This window comes from Aestuarium zhoushanense, assembly GCF_056431045.1.
This window is the reverse complement of the sequence record NZ_JBWKMA010000022.1, coordinates 300,981-317,435: the sequence shown is the minus strand read 5'-3', so window position 1 is coordinate 317,435 and position 16,455 is coordinate 300,981. Positions and strand designations below refer to the sequence as shown.

The window sequence follows — 16,455 nt, the reverse complement described above, 5'->3', positions numbered from 1 at the left end:
CGGCATGCCGCTACGTCAACACTTAGTGTTTCCGTGGCGGATTTCCATTCAGCAAAGGTGCTCGGAACGACGATCATCAGCGTTAAATCCGTTCGATGATGGTTGCTGCACCCATACCGGATGCGATGCACAAAGTGGCGAGGCCAGTGCCCTTGCCCGTGCGTTCAAGTTCATCAAGCAAGGTGCCGATGATGATCGCGCCTGTCGCGCCCAATGGGTGACCCATCGCAATCGAACCGCCGTTGACGTTCACGATCGACGGATCAACGTTGAACGCTTGAATGAAGCGCAGAACGACCGAAGCGAAGGCTTCGTTCACTTCAAACAGATCAATGTCAGAGATCGACATGCCGCTGTCAGCGAGGATCTTTTCGGTCACAGGAACAGGACCGGTCAGCATGATCGTCGGATCGGTGCCGATTTTCGCGGTGGCGCGGATGCGGGCACGCGGCTTGAGGTCGTATTTTTCGCCGAACTCTTTGTTGCCGATCAGAACACCAGCCGAGCCGTCCACGATGCCTGATGAGTTCCCTGCGTGGTGGATGTGGTTGATCCGCTCCAGATGCGGGTATTTCATCAGGGCCACTTTATCAAAGCCCGGCATCACCTCGCCCATATCCTTGAACGACGCCTTCAGCGCACCGAGCATCTCTGCGGTCGTGCCTGGGCGCATGTATTCGTCGTGGTTGAGAATGGTCAGACCGTTTTGGTCGATCACAGGCACCACGGATTTGGCAAAACGGTTATCGTCCCATGCGGCTTTTGCACGGCGTTGGGATTCAACGGCGAGTGCGTCTGCGTCCTCACGGCTAAACCCGTATTCGGTGGCAATGATGTCTGCCGAAATGCCTTGGGGGACGAAATAGGTGTCCATCGCGATCGAAGGATCAACAGCAATCGCAGCACCATCGCTGCCCATCGCAACGCGGCCCATCATTTCAACGCCGCCCGCGATATAAGCCATGCCCGCGCCGCCCTTGATCTGGTTTGCGGCGAGGTTCACGGCTTCCATGCCCGAGGCGCAGAACCGGTTGATGGCAAGGCCGGGGATCGATTGATCGAGGTCCGAGGCCAAAACTGCAGTGCGTGCCAAACAGCCGCCCTGTTCGCCAACTTGGGTCACGTTGCCCCAGATCACGTCTTCAACCGCGTGACCATCAAGGCCATTGCGGTATTTCAGTGCGTTCAACACATTTGCCGACAAACGGGCCGAGGTCACTTCGTGCAGGCTGCCGTCTTTGCGGCCTTTGCCCCGCGGCGTTCGGATCGCGTCGTAAATATAGGCTTCGGTCATTCAGTCCTCCTCAGGCCGCAGGAAATGCGCGGCGCATCAAATCGTATGGGTGTTTCCAACCGGGCAGAGCCGCAATGCGGTCGAGCCAACGGTCGATATTGGGATAATCCTTGCGCTCGAACCCAAAGGGTTCGGGGTAATAAAGGTAAGCACAGCAGGACAGATCAGCATTGGTGATCGTGTCGCCCACGATCCAATCACGTCCCTCAAGGTGCGCCTCTAGCGTTGCGAAAGCCGCCTTTAGTCGACCGCTGACAAAAGCGATGACCTCTTGCGGGCGTTTGTCCTCGGGTAGGAAATTCATCAGGAACCGCAGCATCCCCGCTTGGGACGAGAATTTGTGGTTGTCCCACAAAACCCAGCGCAGAATTTCAGAGGCCTCGCGGTCGTTCGCGCCACCGAATTTGCCTGTCTCTTTAGAGAGGTGATCCAAGATCACGCCCGATTGGGTCAGCACCAGATCGCCATCCACATAAACGGGGCATTCGCCCATTTCGTTCACGGCGCGGAACTCTGGGCTGCGCGACCCACCTGCGAAGAAATCAACAAAAATGGGGTCCCAATTGACCTCGGCCAAGGTCAGGGCCAGCGCCACTTTGTACGAATGGCCGCTCTCCCCAAAACAATAAAGTTGTTTTGTCACTGTCTCATCCTCCTCAGTTCACCGTGAGCGCCGGGGGTTTTCCACCCCCGGACCCCCGGAGAGTTGTTGCAGCAAGGTGAACTGGCCACCTTTATTCTTTTTTAACGCCACCCTTTTATTCAGACCCCAAGGTACAGGTTGGAGAACCCAGGGCCCTGCAAGGTGAAGCCCTGTCCCGCGTCCTCCGAGAGAATGTCGCGGGCAGGGTGGAACTTCTCGTTTCACCTTGCCATAACAACTCCCGCCGGAGGCTCCGACAGCGGGGCAGGGCGGTAACATGCCAAACTCTAGAACTGCTCTGCTGACAAATCCATGACAGTCTCTGCACCCGTTTCAATGCGGGCCAAGTGCATCGCACAGGCGGGCAGTTGACGTGCCATGTAGTATTTGCCCGTTGCGATTTTGCCTTCGTAAAACGCGGTGTCAGAGGCACCGTTGTCGAGTGCGGTGTAAGACGCTGCCGCCATTCTGGTCCACATCAGGCCAAGGCAGACATGACCCATCAGGTGCATGAAGTCATAGGAGCCAGAGAGCGCGTTGTTCGGGTTTTTCATGCCGTTTTGCATGAAATACATGCCCGCCGCTTGCATCTGTTTTGATGCGTTTTTCAGGGCCTCGACAAAGGGTTGCATCCGCTCATCGGTGTGGGACTTGCACTCTGCCTTGACCATCTCAAAGAAGGCCATGACGTGTTTGCCGCCGTCTTGGGCCAGTTTGCGGCCAACGAGGTCGAGCGCTTGGATGCCGTTTGCACCCTCATAGATCATGGCAATCCGCGCGTCGCGGGCGAACTGGGACATGCCCCATTCTTCGATATAGCCATGACCGCCGTAGACCTGCTGGGCCTGCACGGCCATTTCAAAGCCTTTGTCGGTCTGGAAGCCCTTAATCACAGGGGTCAGCAGGGACACGAGGCCGTCTGCTGCTGCATCACCAGAGCGGTGCGCACGGTCGATCAGGTTTGCGCCCCAGTAGGTCAATGCCCGCGCGCCTTCGGTAAAGGACTTTTGGTCCATCAGATTGCGGCGGATATCGGGGTGCACGATCAGCGGGTCGGCTGGACCGTTGGGATTCTCGGCGCCCGTGACGGCTCGGCCCTGCAGGCGGTCTTTGGCGTAGGCGACGGCGTTTTGGTAGGCCGCCTCGGACTGGGCGTAACCCTGAAGGCCAACACCCAAACGTGCCTCGTTCATCATGGTGAACATGGCGCGCATGCCTTTGTGGGCCTCGCCCACCAGATAGCCCGTCGCGCCGTCGTAGTTCATCACGCAGGTCGCGTTGCCGTGGATGCCCATCTTTTCTTCGATCTTACCGACCGAGACCGCGTTGCGGTCGCCGAGCGAGCCATCATCATTCACCATGATTTTCGGCACGATAAAGAGCGAGACGCCTTTGATGCCTTCGGGACCGCCAACGATTTTTGCCAAAACGAGGTGGATGACGTTCTCGGACAGATCGTGGTCGCCTGCCGAGATAAAGATCTTTTGACCAGTGATTTTGTAGCTGCCGTCGTCCTGCGGCTCTGCCTTGGTCCGCATGAGGCCCAAATCGGTGCCACAGTGTGGTTCGGTCAGGTTCATCGTGCCAGTCCAGTCACAGGTGACCATCTTGGGCAGGAATTTCGCCTTTAGGTCGTCCGAGGCGTGGGCGTGGATGGCGGAGTATGCGCCGTGGGTGAGGCCCTGATACATGTTAAAGGCCATGTTGGCCGAAACGAAGGGTTCCATCACGGCGGTGTTGAACACGTAAGGCAGACCCTGACCGCCGTATTCGGGGTCACAGTCGAGCGCGGTCCAACCGCCTTCTTTCATTTGGTCAAAGGCCGCTTTGAACCCAGTCGGCGTGCGGACGACACCGTTTTCATAGGTGCAGCCTTCTGTATCGCCAACCGCATTCAGCGGGGCCAAAACTTCCGACGCGATTTTGCCAGCTTCTTCGAGCACGGCAGAAGTGAAATCGCGGTCCAGCTCGTCGTATCCGGCGATATCTTGTTCCGAAACCTTCAACAGGTCGTGCAGCACGAATTGGATATCTTTGATGGGGGCGGTGTAGCTGGGCATTGTGCGGTCTTCTCCTCCGGTGGTGTGGGAAGGGCGCCTTAAGCCGCCCGTTCCGCGCGTAATTTCGCCAGATGTTGGCGACCCCATTCGATCTGCTGTCGGAGATCGTCGATGGCGGTTTCCAACTCGGCCTTTTGTTGCTCCATCTCGGCCAGATGTTGTTTGGCCACTTCGTAGGTCTTTACCAGCTGGGTTTCTTGCTGGTCGTCCAGTTCGTAGAGGTCGAGGAGCTGCCGGATTTCTTCCAGCGAGAAACCGAAGCGCTTACCGCGCAGGATCAGTTTCAAGCGAGCCCGATCACGTTTGGTAAACAGGCGCTTTTGCCCGTCACGGATCGGAAACAACAGCTCTTTGGCCTCGTAGAACCGCAAAGTGCGAGGTGTTACGTCGTAGGCGTCGCACATCTCGCGGATGGTCATGGTCTGGTTGTTCGTTTCGTTCATTTTCGTCTCACTCATGCGTTGACGTGATGGTAGCGCAATCTGCAAAGACAGTTTCACCATACAAGCCAAGTTTACCAGAACGTAAACGAAACGCTGCGTCATTTTTTAGTATGACGAAAGGTCATTAAAGCTGTCGTTACGTAAGGCGAAATAATGTGAGCGTGCGGAAAATCAATTTCCACACGCGAAACGCGAATTTTCAATTTGGGGCAGTTTAGCCGAGCGAGGCCAGCGTGTCGTCGCGGAGTGATTCCAGCTCTGCGATGGTCTGTTCAAGCTGGATCTTTTGCTCTGCCAATTCAGCGAGCTGACCATTCGCCATTTCGACCCAGCGGCGCATCTGCGCGTCGGTGCCTTCTTTTTCGTAGATCAACAGCCACTGACGGATGTCTTCGAGCGCAAAACCAAAGCGGCGACCACGAAGGATCAGCGTCATTCGGGCGATTTCGCGGGCCCCGTAGAACCGTGACCGACCTTCGCGAACAGGAGAGATGAGTTCGATATATTCGTAATACCGTAAGGTCCGCGGCGTCACATCGAACTTCGCGCACATTTCTTTGAATGTCAGACGTGTATCCGGCATCTATCTCTCCCTCGTGGCTACACTAGGGCGAAAAAAAACGATGGGCAACCGCTCCTGACGCGACGGTAAATCTAAGACCAAGTCTTGCGCGTTTGCTCTGGATCGTGAACCAATGGAGCAACCGAAAGGAATGCTCATGACTGACGCACCGCAAGACCATCAAGAACGCAAGGCTCGGCTTGCCGACCAGTTCATCGCGACCCTGCCACACGCAAAGGCACTGGGGATGCGGATGACAGCTATCGGGGATGGGATGGCGACGATTGAGATGGATTATGACACGCGGTTCATTGGCGATCCTGAGACGGGCGTGATTCACGGTGGTGCGGTGTCCGCACTGATGGACACCTGCGGTGGGGCGGCGGTGATGAGCCATCCGTCCTGTGCGGGTGGGACGGCGACCTTGGATTTGCGGATTGATTACATGCGGCCTGCCACCCCCGGTCAAAAGATCACAGCTACGGCGGAATGCTATCACGTGACCCGCAGCGTGGCCTTTGTTCGCGCGACCGCGACGGACGAGGACACAGCGCGGCCTGTGGCAACGGCGACAGGGGCCTTTACGGTCGACGGCAGTAAGGGGGGCAAATGATGCGCAAACCAGAACCCGTTCAGGTGATCAAACAGCGCCGCGATGCGGCCTTGGAAAAGCTGGTCAGTGGCGTGCCTTATATTCAGTTCCTTGGCATTCAGTTTGACCGCCGTGGCGATGAATTGACCGCAATTCTGCCGTTTGACGACAAACTGATCGGCAACCCGATGTTGCCCGCGATCCATGGCGGTGTGACGGCTGCATTCCTCGAAACCACGGCGCTGATTGAATTGGCGTGGGGGATGATGTGGCAAGAGATCGAGAGCGGCTCTGCCCCCGATTTCCAACTGGGTGATGCGCCGATCCGTTTGCCCAAGACCATTGATTTCACCGTGGATTACCTGCGCTCTGGTCTGCCGCGCGATGCCTATGCACGGGCGACGATCAACAGGTCGGGCCGCCGCTATGCGAGCGTTCATGTCGAAGGCTGGCAGGACAATCGGTCGCGTCTCTTTGCGCAGGCCACAGGACATTTCCTTATGCCGTCCAGAAATGGCTGACCTGAGCCATCGGCGTATCCTCAAGATCGCCGTTCCTATCGTCCTCGCCAATGTGACCGTTCCTCTGCTGGGGCTGGTGGATACGGGCGTGGTCGGTCAATTGGGCGCGGCAGAGCCTATCGGTGCCGTGGCCATCGGTGCGATGATCCTCACCTCTATCTACTGGGTGTTCGGGTTTCTGCGGATGGGCACCACGGGCCTCACGAGCCAAGCCATCGGGGCTGGGCACACCGGCGAGGTTTCGGCGCTACTTTTTCGCGGTCTACTGCTGGGCGGTGGATTTGGGGCGGTCATTATTCTGCTGCAAATGCCCATATTCGCGCTCTCGCTCTATCTCTCACCCGGGAGTGTTGGGGTAGAGGCGCTGGCTCATGATTACATGTCGGTGCGTGTGTGGTCGGCCCCTGCGGCGATTGCGCTCTATGCGGTGAACGGTTGGCTGATCGCAGCAGAGCGGACGCGGGCGGTTCTCCTCCTGCAGATCGTAATGAACGGGGCGAATATCCTGCTCGATGTCCTGTTTGTTTTGGGCCTCGGTTGGGGTGTGGCTGGCGTTGCGGGCGCGACCTTTATCGCGGAATGGCTGGGGTTGGCGCTGGGCCTGTGGCTCTGCCGTGATGCACTGCGGACAAAGGTCGGTTGGCCTGCGATCCTCGATCCCGTGCGGCTAAAGAATATGGCGGCGGTGAACACCGATATTCTGATCCGTTCGCTGGGATTGCTCGCGGTTTTCGTGCTGTTCATTTTTTGGGGCGCAGGGTTCGGCGACGTGCCATTGGCGGCTAATCAAGTGCTGTTGCAGTTCACCTCCGTCACGGCCTTTGCCTTGGACGGGTTCGCTTTTGCCGCGGAAACGCTGGTGGGCAAGGCCTTTGGGCAGCGCGATCCAACAGAGCTACGTCAGGCCGCGTTGCGCAGTTCATTGTGGGGGCTGGGGGCGTCGGTCCTGATGGCGGCAGGGTTCTGGTTGGGCGGTGGCACGATCATCGACATTTTGACCAACGCACCTGATGTGCGCGAGGAAGCGCGGATTTACCTGCCGTATATGGCGGTTGCGCCGATCCTTGGCCTGCCTGCGTTCATGTTCGACGGCATTTTTATCGGCGCAACTCGCAGCCGCGACATGCGCAATATGAGTATTCTGTCGCTCGGGTTCTATCTGGTCGCCGCACTGGCGCTAATGCCTGCCTTTGGCAATCACGGGCTCTGGATGGCGATGATGGTGAGCTATTGCGCACGCGGGCTGACGCTTGCGCTCCGCTACCCCGCGCTGGAACGAGCAGCGCGCTAAAGGATTGCGAGCACGTTTTCAGGCGGACGGCCAAGTGCTGCACGACCATTGGCGAACACGATAGGGCGTTCGATCAGTTTGGGATTGGCAACCATTGCGTCAATCAGTTGATCGTCGTTGGCGCCTGCGAGGTCGAGGTCCTTGAATAGCGCCTCTTTGCGCCGCACCAATTCACCCGCCGTCAGGCCCAAGGTGGCGAGAGCGGACCGCAATTCATCCGCCGTCGGCACATCGTCGAGGTAGAGACGAACCTCTGGCATGATCCCTTTGTCGATCAAAAGAGCGAGCGTCTCGCGGCTCTTGCTACAGCGGGGATTATGCCAGATGCTGATCATGTCCAGTCGCCCCGTCCTGTGCCGACAGCATCCGCAACATTGGCAAAGCCGTCGCGGGCCAGCAGTGCGTCCAGACCACGCGCGATGTCATCCGCGAGGCTGATGCCGCCGTAGACGAGCGCGGTGTAAAGCTGCACAGCAGACGCGCCAGCGCGGATTTTCTGATAGGCTTGTTCGGCGCTGCCAACGCCGCCGACACCGATGATCGGAAGGGTGGTCAGGCAAGATAGACGCGCCAGCAGGCGGGTCGATTTTTCAAAGACAGGTTGCCCCGAAAGACCACCTTTTTCGTCCTTGTGAACGCTGCGCAGACCATCCCGCGATAGGGTCGTGTTGGCCGCGATGATCCCCGCGATGCCAGAGGCATTGGCAACTTCGGCTACGTCGTCGAGTTCTTCGTGGGTCAGATCCGGTGCGATCTTGAGGAAGATCGGCAACGGTTTTGCCAGACCAGCGTTCGTCTCAATCACACCAGCCAAGAGTGCTGCGAGCGCGTCCTTGCCTTGCAAGTCACGCAGCTTTTCGGTGTTCGGGCTGGAGACGTTGACCGTTGCGAAATCGAGATGTGCACCACAGCGGGCCAGAACGCGGGCGAAATCTGCCGCGCGGTCTTCGCTGTCTTTGTTGGCGCCGAGGTTGAGGCCAATGATGCCCCCACGCGGACGAGCGGCGAGGCGGGTCGCTGCGGCCTCCATGCCTTCGTTGTTAAAGCCGAAGCGGTTGATCGCGGCTTGATCTTCGGTGAGGCGGAAGAGGCGCGGTTTCGGGTTGCCTGGCTGTGGGCGCGGCGTGATCGCGCCGACCTCAACAAAGCCGAACCCGCATTTTGCCAGAGCGTGCAGCGCGGTCGCGTTTTTATCGAACCCAGCGGCCAGACCGACAGGGTTCGGCAGGGACATGCCTGCAACTGTGGTGGCAAGTCGCGGCGTGGTGAACGGGCCAGCCTTGGGGCCGAGGCCGAGGTTCAGCGATTTCAGAGCGAGGCCATGCGCCACTTCGGGGTCGGTGGAGCGCAGGACGCGCATCCCGATTTGTTCAAGCAGGGTCATGCGAGCTCCGGAAACTGATGTGCGCCGTCAACGAGCGGCAGTGGTTTGTCCCACAAAATATCGGTCATCCGCAGGGGGCGGTAGAGATGCGGGAACAACTGACCACCGCGCGAGGGTTCCCAGACCAGCGGATCGAGGCTGTCAGCCTCGAGCGCGAGGAGGACGAGGCCGTCCTCACCAGCGAAGTGCTTCGCGGCGGTTTCTTGGGCCTGTTCAGCGGTCGAAAAATGCACATAGCCGTCGATCACGTCGATCGGCGCACCGAGGGTTTCGCCCTTGGCCTGCAGCTCTGCCCACTCTGGGGCGCGGAAGATTTTGTAGATCAGCATGGCGCGGTGATGCCTTTGTCCCCCGATTTGGTCAAGAGTGCATCAATTTCGGGCAGGCCTCTGACACCAGCCTGTTACGTCGCGGGAATAGGTCGAAAGGATGCAGGCAATATTTGACTCAATAGTCAGTTCTGCCCAAGCTGATCGAATATCAACCAGGGGGATCCCAATGATTACACGTATTCTAGCATCGTCTTGTGCTCTTGCGCTGTCTGCCGGCGCTGCAATGGCGGATTATTCGCTGACCATTTTGCACACGAACGATTTCCACGCTCGCTTTGAACCGATCAGCAAATACGATTCGACCTGTTCTGCAGAGGACAACACCGCAGGTGATTGTTTCGGCGGCACCGCGCGTCTGGTCACAGCGGTGGCCGAGGCTCGCGCACGGTCGAACAACTCTATCCTCGTTGATGGCGGCGACCAGTTCCAAGGCACGTTGTTCTACACCTTCTATAAGGGTGCGATGGCGGCGGAGTTCATGAACCTCTTGGGCTACGACGGTATGACCGTTGGTAACCACGAATTCGACGACGGCCCCGAAGTTCTGCGCGGCTTTATGGATAGCGTTGAATTCCCTGTGCTGATGTCGAACGCTGACTTCTCGGGCGAGGCGCTGCTGTCGGACAAACTGCTAAAGTCCACCGTGATCGAACGTGGCGGTGAAAAGATCGGCCTGATCGGTCTGACACCGCATGACACAGACGAACTCGCAAGCCCCGGTCCGAACGTGATCTTTACCGATCCTGTGGATGCGGTTCAGGGCGAGGTTGATAAACTGACCGCTGAGGGCGTGAACAAGATCATCGTTCTGTCCCACTCTGGCTATTCGGTGGACCAACGGGTTGCGGCTGAAACTACAGGCGTTGATGTGATCGTTGGTGGCCACTCGAACACCTTGTTGGGTGACATGGACAAAGCCGAAGGTCCGTATCCGACCATGGTGAACAACACCGCGATTGTGTCGGCCTATGCATACGGCAAGTTCCTTGGCGAATTGAACGTCACCTTTGACGATGATGGCAACCTGACCGAGGCTTCGGGTCAACCGATCCTGATCAACGGCGAAGTTGCAGAAGATGCAGCGGTTGTTGCGCGTATCGGCGAACTGGCGGCTCCGCTCGAAGAAGTGCGTAACCGCGTTGTGGCTGAAACCGCGGCCGAAATCGTTGGCGTGCGTGAAGACTGCCGCGCTCGTGAATGTGCGATGGGGTCGTTGATTGCTGACGCGATGCTGGCACGTGTTGCGGATCAGGGCATCCAGATCGCGATCCAGAACGGCGGCGGTATTCGTGCGTCGATCGATGCTGGTCCTGTCACCATGGGCGAAGTGCTGACCGTTTTGCCGTTCCAGAACACGCTTTCGACATTCCAAGTCACAGGCGACTTTGTGATTGCAGCGCTGGAAAATGGGGTGAGCCAGTGGGAAGAAGGCGCTGGTCGTTTCCCGCAGGTTGCAGGCATGAGCTTTACCGTTGATCCGTCGAAACCTGCGGGCGACCGTGTGTCGGACGTCATGGTTGGCGGCGCACCGATTGACGTGTCGGCGACCTATGGCGTTGTGTCGAACAACTACGTGCGCAACGGTGGCGACGGCTATGGCATGTTTGTTAATGCGGCAAACGTCTATGACTTTGGTCCTGACCTTGCGGATGTTCTGGCGGAATACTTGGCCGCGCAATCGCCGTTCACCCCATACACTGACGGTCGTATCACGGTTGTTGGCGAATAATCCTCGCTTCACCGTCTAAACACTTGGCCCCTGCCGGATGCGGCGGGGGCTTTTCGTTTGCGAGGGAGGGTGGCACACTGTGGCTATGGATCATCCCTTGCTCGACCTGATCAACGCCCGCATCGCCGAAGCGGAAAAAGACGGTGCCTTTGACAACCTCGAAGGCGCGGGGAAACCATTGCCGCCCTGTGATGATCCTGAAAATGCGCTGATCAATCGGGTGATCCGCGAAAACGGTGCTGTGCCAGAGTTCGTCACCTTGGGCCGTGAGCTGCGCAAACTGCGCGAAGAATTGGCCGAGGAATCTGACCGCACGCGGCGGCATCAACTGCTCAAAGATATGTCGATGCTAGAAGCGCGGATTGATTTGTCGCGCAAGGCCTTCGCCCGCTGATGTGTGGGCGCATGGCCATCACGCTGCCCCATGATGCGATGGCGCAGATGTTTTCTGCGGCAAAGTCCAACACATTGCCAGCGGACGAACCGAATTGGAACGTTTGTCCGACAACCACTATCGCCGCAGTGACCAGCCACGATAACGTGCGGCATTTGCGGCCGATGCGCTGGGGGTTCATTCCGTCGTGGTATGACAAACCGAACGGTGGCCCGCTGTTGATCAATGCCCGTGCCGAAACCATCGCGGAAAAGCCTGCGTTTCGCGAGGCTTGCCGTCAAAGGCGCTGTCTGATCGCGGCGGATGGGTTTTACGAATGGCACCGCGATGGTGACACGCCGTTGCCTTACTGGGTGACGCGTACGGATGGCGCGCCGATGGTGTTTGGGGGGATTTGGCAAACGTGGGGCGATCAGGCGACCTGCGCGATTGTCACCACCGACGCCAATGCGGATATGGCGCCGATCCATCACCGATTACCATTGATCCTGCCGCCTGATGACTGGGCACTGTGGCTAGGTGAAGCAGGACATGGCGCGGCAAAATTGATGACACCCGCCAAAGAAGGGGTCCTTTCCCTTCGGCGGGTGTCCAAAGCGGTCAATTCGAATCGTGCGACAGGACCAGACCTGATCGAGCCACTGATCGAAGACGAGTGATCAGTTGTTGCCGCTGGACGTGGTGGTGTCCGGTGCTTCTTCGATCGGGGGTTCATCAAAGCTGAACGCGCCGTGCTGTTCTTCTTCGGCAAGCGACGATGTGAATTCGAGCACGGTGTCTGCGTTCACTTGAATGAGGAAGGTTTCACCTTTTTCCAGCGAAGGGCTGGTCCATTGAACAATCTGGCTGTCCTCAAACGGGATCGCGCTGATCACGCGGGCGTTGTCGGCTTGGTTATTGAATTGAACAATTTCGCCTGGATCAACGTAAGTGGTGAGCGGGAAGAACCCGAAATCGGTGATCACCACGGTTTGATAGGTTTGTTCACTATCAGCATTGAGCATCGTAGCCGTCGAGAGAACCGCCACAGACGCGAGCATAGCAATGCGAAGCATCATCGCCTCCATAAATGAAATACGCTCCCATTCGGAGCATCATGTATACGATTAGGTAGGTAATTCGGCAGAAATAAGGCGCGAAAAAGGCTGAAAACTGCGTCTTGAACTTCCCCTAAAGGCTGGACTATATGGTTCTGCACGCGGGTGTTGTGTAATGGTAAGACCTCAGCCTTCCAAGCTGATGACACGGGTTCGATTCCCGTCACCCGCTCCAAAATCCCCTCAGTTTCGGTCCTTATCGTCGTATGCGGCAACCCTGCGCTTGTGATTGCGCGTCGTGGTCAGTATCAACCCGACAACGACTTTGAAGGCGAGGATTCATGGCAAAGGCACCAATTGACGTGGCGGGACAAGACCGCGCCCGATCCAAACGTGTTTCGGCTCTTGGTGGGCTGTGGCCTTTTATTCGGCCATACCGTCTGATGGTCCTTGCGGCCTTTGTGGCGCTGTCGGTGACGGCGATGATTTCGCTGATCCTCCCTTTGGCTGTGCGCCGTGTGGTCGACAACTTTGAAGGGGGCACATCGCCCCTGTTGAACCAATATTTCGGCGCGGCCCTAATCATCGTTGCGCTTTTGGCGATGGGCACCGCCGTGCGCTATTACCTCGTGACCCGTTTGGGCGAACGTGTGGTGGCTGACATCCGCGAAGCCGTGTTCGACCGAATGGTCGGCATGAGCCCGTCGTTCTACGAAAACATCATGACGGGTGAGGTGCTGAGCCGCATCACAACGGATACCACCTTGATCCTGTCTGTCATTGGGTCGTCCGTATCTGTCGCGCTGCGCAACGTGTTCGTGTTCGTTGGCGGCATGGTTTTGTTGATGATGACATCGGCAAAACTGACAGGTTTGGTATTGCTGATCGTGCCCGCCGTGATCGTGCCGATCGTTGTTCTGGGCCGCCGTTTGCGCCAGTTGGGTCGTGAAAACCAAGATTGGATCGCCAATTCGTCGGGTTCCGCATCCGAGGCGCTGTTGTCGGTGCAGACCGTTCAGGCCTTCACCCAAGAGGACCGCACCCGCGAGAAATTCCGCAAGGTGACAGAGCAGAGCTTTGCCAGTGCAAAGCGCCGTATTCTGACCCGTGCGATGATGACGGCGATCGTTATTTTCCTGATTTTTTCGGGCGTTGTTGGCGTCTTGTGGATCGGGGCCCGTGACGTTGGGGCAGACCAAATGTCGGTCGGCGAACTGGTTCAGTTCGTGATCTACGCCGTGATGGTCGCAGGTGCCGTTGGTGCCTTGACCGAGATTTGGGGCGAACTTCAGCGTGCCGCTGGTGCGACCGAACGTTTGATCGAGCTTCTGAATGCGAACGACAGCGTGACCGATCCAGCGCAGGCTGTGGCCACGCCGAAGATGGAGAAGGGCCAGATTTCGTTCGAGGATGTGACGTTCTTCTATCCGTCCCGCCCAAATGCGCCTGCGCTCAATGCCATCAGCCTTGATGTGGCGCCGGGTGAAACCGTGGCATTGGTTGGTCCGTCGGGGGCGGGTAAGTCGACGATTATTCAACTGCTCCTGCGGTTCTATGATCCGAACAGTGGCGCGATTAAATTGGATGGCGTTGACCTGCGGAACATGACCCGCGCGGAGTTCCGTCAGCAGATCGCTCTGGTGCCGCAAGACGCGGTAATCTTTGCCGATACGGCGCGTGAAAACATCCGCTTTGGTCGTCCGTCGGCAACAGATGCCGAAGTTGAGGCCGCCGCCAAAGCTGCCGCGGCACATGATTTCTTGACCGCATTGCCAGAAGGCTACGACACCTATGTCGGTGAACGTGGCGTGATGCTGTCTGGCGGTCAAAAGCAGCGTATCGCAATTGCACGCGCGATCCTGCGTGACGCGCCGATCCTTCTGTTGGACGAGGCGACCTCGGCGCTTGATGCCGAAAGTGAACGTCTGGTGCAGGCTGCAGTCGATGAACTGGCCAGCACCCGCACCACGCTGATTATCGCGCACCGTTTGGCGACCGTGAAAAAGGCTGACCGCATTGTGGTGTTTGAGGACGGTCAGATCGTCGCCGTGGGCACGCATGACGCACTGGTCGCCGAAGGTGGGCTCTACGCGCGTCTTGCACGACTTCAATTTACCGACGGTATCGCTGCGGAATAATCGCATTTTCGCAGCGTCATACTTGCGTTCAGGGGGGGGCATACCCCATCTTTCCTGTTAATCGCGCGTCAATGCGCACAAGGGGAGGAGACGGCATGACTTATGCCACACTAGCGGACCGTGCCGCGATCATGGCTGAAAAGCCGTGGGAAGATCGCAATCAGCCAAAGACAATGTATGAATTGTTGCACCGGACTACCACTGCACATGGTGGCCGTCCTGCTGTGACGTTCCAAATGTTCTCTGATCCTGATGCGCCAGCGGAAACGCTGTCGTGGTCGGAATTGCATGACCAAACCTGCCGCACGGCGAACCTGTTCCGCAGCCTTGGTGTCGGTGAAAATGATGTTGTGGCCTATCTGATGCCCAACAGCACCGAAACCGTTCTGACCTATTTGGGCGGTCAGATTGCCGGCATCGTGAACCCGATCAACCCGCTTCTCGATCCCGAACATATTGGCGGTATCCTGCGCGAAACGGGTGCAAAGGTTCTCGTAACGCTGAAGGCCTTCCCAAAGACCGACATCGCGCAAAAGGCGGCTGAAGCGGTCAAGCTGGCGCCGAACGTGCAGACCGTCGTTGAAGTGGATTTGTTGCGCTATATGACCGGTCTGAAAAAGCTGATCATCCCGCTGATCCGCCCGAAGGTGCCCGTGTCGCACAGCGCGAAAGTCATCGATTTCAACAAATCGATTGCCAAGCAACCGACCAAGCTGACCTTCGCTGACAGCACTGCTGACCGTGTCGCGGCCTATTTCCATACGGGCGGCACCACGGGTCTGCCAAAGATCGTGCAGCACAAATATTCGGGCATCATCTACAACGCGTGGCTGGGTGATCGACTGCTGTTCAAACCCGAAGACGTGCAAATCTGTCCGCTCCCGCTGTTCCACGTGTTCGCGACGATTGTGTCGCTCGGTGCGTCGCTCGGCTCTGGTGCGCACTATGTGCTGCCGACCCCAGCGGGTTATCGTGGCGACGGTGTGTTCGATAACTTCTGGAAGTTGATCGAGCGCCATAAGGTCACGTTTATGATCACCGTGCCAACAGCGATTGCGGCCCTGATGCAGCGTCCTGTGAACGCAGACATCTCGTCGCTACAGCTCGCTTTCTGTGGCTCTGCGCCGCTGCCAGTGGAGCTGTATAAACGGTTCGAACAATCGGCTAAGGTCACCATCTGCGAAGGCTACGGTCTGACCGAGGCAACCTGTCTCGTGTCGATTAACCCACCAGATGGCGAAAAGAAGATCGGGTCGATCGGGTTCCCGTTCCCCTACACGGACGTAAAGATTTTCGACCACGTTACGCATGAGGAATGCGGAACTGACCAGATTGGTGAGATTTGCCTCTCTAGCCCAGGTGTGAACATGGGCGCGACCTATACTGAGGCCGCAAAGAACGCTGACCTCTACTATCCAGGTGATCTGGGGCCGACCCAATATCTGCGGACGGGCGATTTGGGTCGTATCGATGCGGACGGCTATTTATGGATCACGGGCCGTGCCAAGGACCTCATCATCCGTTCGGGTCACAACATCGATCCCGCCGAGATCGAAGAGGCACTGGCTGGTCACCCGAAAATCGCCTTTGCGGGCGCGATTGGTCAGCCTGACAGCTACGCGGGCGAACTGCCTTGCGCCTACGTCGAACTGATCGACGGGGCAGAGGCGACGGTCGAGGAACTCATGGCCTTTGCCAAAGAGAAAATCCACGAACGCGCGGCGCATCCGAAGCACATAGAGATATTGGACGAATTGCCGAAAACGGCGGTCGGTAAGATCTTTAAGCCCGACCTGCGCAAACGTGCGATTACGCGTGTTTACAACGAAGCCTTGGCTGAAGCGGGTCTAGCCGCAGAAGTGGTCGAGGTGGTCGAGGATAAAAAGCTGGGCTTGGTCGCTAAACTTGCCCGCACGGGCGAGGTTGATGACGAGGCGGTCGCGACCTGCCTTGGTGCACATACTCGTCCGTGGGCTTGGGCCGCGTAAATATCGACACGTGTTGATTGAACAGAATGGCAGCGTCGGTCCTTCGA

Annotated in this window: 17 protein-coding genes and 1 tRNA gene; 9 read left to right on the top strand and 9 right to left on the bottom strand. The window is 57.8% G+C overall.

The genetic code is table 11. The annotated features are described in order from the left end of the window. Window positions 1–82: 82 nt before the first annotated feature. The 5 genes from AC07ED_RS09020 to AC07ED_RS09000 all read right to left on the bottom strand — a co-directional run bounded on the left by AC07ED_RS09020 (window position 83) and on the right by AC07ED_RS09000 (window position 5,023). Window positions 83–1,294 carry an acetyl-CoA C-acetyltransferase gene (locus tag AC07ED_RS09020; RefSeq protein ID WP_105235494.1) on the bottom strand — a complete coding sequence of 404 codons (1,212 nt, stop codon included), beginning with the start codon at window positions 1,292–1,294 and terminating at the stop codon, window positions 83–85. 10 nt (window positions 1,295–1,304) lie between these two features. Further along, window positions 1,305–1,937 (bottom strand): glutathione S-transferase family protein, encoded by a 633-nt coding sequence (locus AC07ED_RS09015; protein WP_105235493.1) that lies wholly within the window; start codon window positions 1,935–1,937, stop codon window positions 1,305–1,307. Between the two features lie 287 nt (window positions 1,938–2,224). Next, window positions 2,225–3,997 carry an acyl-CoA dehydrogenase C-terminal domain-containing protein gene (locus AC07ED_RS09010; protein ID WP_105235492.1) on the bottom strand — a complete coding sequence of 591 codons (1,773 nt, stop codon included), beginning with the start codon at window positions 3,995–3,997 and terminating at the stop codon, window positions 2,225–2,227. 38 nt (window positions 3,998–4,035) lie between these two features. After that, window positions 4,036–4,455: a MerR family transcriptional regulator gene (locus tag AC07ED_RS09005; RefSeq protein ID WP_438987506.1), complete on the bottom strand. Its 420-nt coding sequence runs from the start codon at window positions 4,453–4,455 to the stop codon at window positions 4,036–4,038. A 199-nt stretch (window positions 4,456–4,654) separates the two neighbouring features. Continuing rightward, on the bottom strand, window positions 4,655–5,023 hold the full coding sequence (locus tag AC07ED_RS09000; protein WP_105235490.1) for a MerR family transcriptional regulator: 369 nt from the start codon (window positions 5,021–5,023) through the stop codon (window positions 4,655–4,657). Between the two features lie 136 nt (window positions 5,024–5,159). Here AC07ED_RS09000 and AC07ED_RS08995 point away from each other — a divergent pair, with 136 nt between their 5' ends. From AC07ED_RS08995 to AC07ED_RS08985, 3 genes are read left to right on the top strand one after another with little or no spacing between them, the layout of a single operon-like run. After that, on the top strand, window positions 5,160–5,615 hold the full coding sequence (locus tag AC07ED_RS08995) for a PaaI family thioesterase (RefSeq protein WP_105235489.1): 456 nt from the start codon (window positions 5,160–5,162) through the stop codon (window positions 5,613–5,615). Then, window positions 5,612–6,115 carry a PaaI family thioesterase gene (locus AC07ED_RS08990; RefSeq protein ID WP_105235488.1) on the top strand — a complete coding sequence of 168 codons (504 nt, stop codon included), beginning with the start codon at window positions 5,612–5,614 and terminating at the stop codon, window positions 6,113–6,115. Before AC07ED_RS08995 ends, AC07ED_RS08990 begins: the two co-directional genes overlap by 4 nt. After that, window positions 6,108–7,406: an MATE family efflux transporter gene (locus AC07ED_RS08985; protein ID WP_105235487.1), complete on the top strand. Its 1,299-nt coding sequence runs from the start codon at window positions 6,108–6,110 to the stop codon at window positions 7,404–7,406. Before AC07ED_RS08990 ends, AC07ED_RS08985 begins: the two co-directional genes overlap by 8 nt. On the opposite strand, the gene arsC is transcribed toward AC07ED_RS08985, so the two are convergent. From arsC to AC07ED_RS08970, 3 genes are read right to left on the bottom strand one after another with little or no spacing between them, the layout of a single operon-like run. Next, the gene (gene arsC / locus AC07ED_RS08980; RefSeq protein ID WP_105235486.1) at window positions 7,403–7,741 is read right to left on the bottom strand and encodes an arsenate reductase (glutaredoxin); all 339 of its coding nucleotides are present in this window, start codon (window positions 7,739–7,741) and stop codon (window positions 7,403–7,405) included. The two genes, AC07ED_RS08985 and arsC, sit on opposite strands and share 4 nt — an antisense overlap. Next, window positions 7,738–8,790 carry a quinone-dependent dihydroorotate dehydrogenase gene (locus AC07ED_RS08975; RefSeq protein WP_105235485.1) on the bottom strand — a complete coding sequence of 351 codons (1,053 nt, stop codon included), beginning with the start codon at window positions 8,788–8,790 and terminating at the stop codon, window positions 7,738–7,740. Before AC07ED_RS08975 ends, arsC begins: the two co-directional genes overlap by 4 nt. Beyond that, complete coding sequence (locus AC07ED_RS08970) at window positions 8,787–9,119, bottom strand: DUF952 domain-containing protein (RefSeq protein WP_105235484.1); 333 nt, start codon at window positions 9,117–9,119, stop codon at window positions 8,787–8,789. Before AC07ED_RS08970 ends, AC07ED_RS08975 begins: the two co-directional genes overlap by 4 nt. Before the next feature lie 169 nt (window positions 9,120–9,288). Between AC07ED_RS08970 and AC07ED_RS08965 the strand changes: the two genes are divergently transcribed. The 3 genes from AC07ED_RS08965 (at window position 9,289) to AC07ED_RS08955 (ending at window position 11,904) form a co-directional block, all read left to right on the top strand. After that, complete coding sequence (locus AC07ED_RS08965; RefSeq protein WP_105235483.1) at window positions 9,289–10,851, top strand: bifunctional metallophosphatase/5'-nucleotidase; 1,563 nt, start codon at window positions 9,289–9,291, stop codon at window positions 10,849–10,851. An 85-nt stretch (window positions 10,852–10,936) separates the two neighbouring features. Beyond that, window positions 10,937–11,245, top strand: a complete 309-nt coding sequence (locus AC07ED_RS08960) for a DnaJ family domain-containing protein (protein ID WP_105235482.1) — start codon at window positions 10,937–10,939, stop codon at window positions 11,243–11,245. 11 nt (window positions 11,246–11,256) lie between these two features. Then, complete coding sequence (locus tag AC07ED_RS08955) at window positions 11,257–11,904, top strand: SOS response-associated peptidase (protein WP_245918060.1); 648 nt, start codon at window positions 11,257–11,259, stop codon at window positions 11,902–11,904. Here AC07ED_RS08955 and AC07ED_RS08950 read toward each other — a convergent pair whose 3' ends face one another. Beyond that, on the bottom strand, window positions 11,905–12,300 hold the full coding sequence (locus AC07ED_RS08950) for a hypothetical protein (RefSeq protein WP_158664535.1): 396 nt from the start codon (window positions 12,298–12,300) through the stop codon (window positions 11,905–11,907). Between the two features lie 143 nt (window positions 12,301–12,443). On the opposite strand from AC07ED_RS08950, the gene AC07ED_RS08945 reads away from it, so the two are divergent. The 3 genes from AC07ED_RS08945 to AC07ED_RS08935 all read left to right on the top strand — a co-directional run bounded on the left by AC07ED_RS08945 (window position 12,444) and on the right by AC07ED_RS08935 (window position 16,408). Beyond that, window positions 12,444–12,517 (top strand) — tRNA-Gly (locus AC07ED_RS08945). 106 nt (window positions 12,518–12,623) lie between these two features. Next, window positions 12,624–14,420 carry an ABC transporter transmembrane domain-containing protein gene (locus tag AC07ED_RS08940; RefSeq protein WP_105235479.1) on the top strand — a complete coding sequence of 599 codons (1,797 nt, stop codon included), beginning with the start codon at window positions 12,624–12,626 and terminating at the stop codon, window positions 14,418–14,420. 95 nt (window positions 14,421–14,515) lie between these two features. Beyond that, the gene (locus tag AC07ED_RS08935; protein WP_105235478.1) at window positions 14,516–16,408 is read left to right on the top strand and encodes an acyl-CoA synthetase; all 1,893 of its coding nucleotides are present in this window, start codon (window positions 14,516–14,518) and stop codon (window positions 16,406–16,408) included. The last annotated feature ends 47 nt before the right edge of the window (window positions 16,409–16,455 follow it).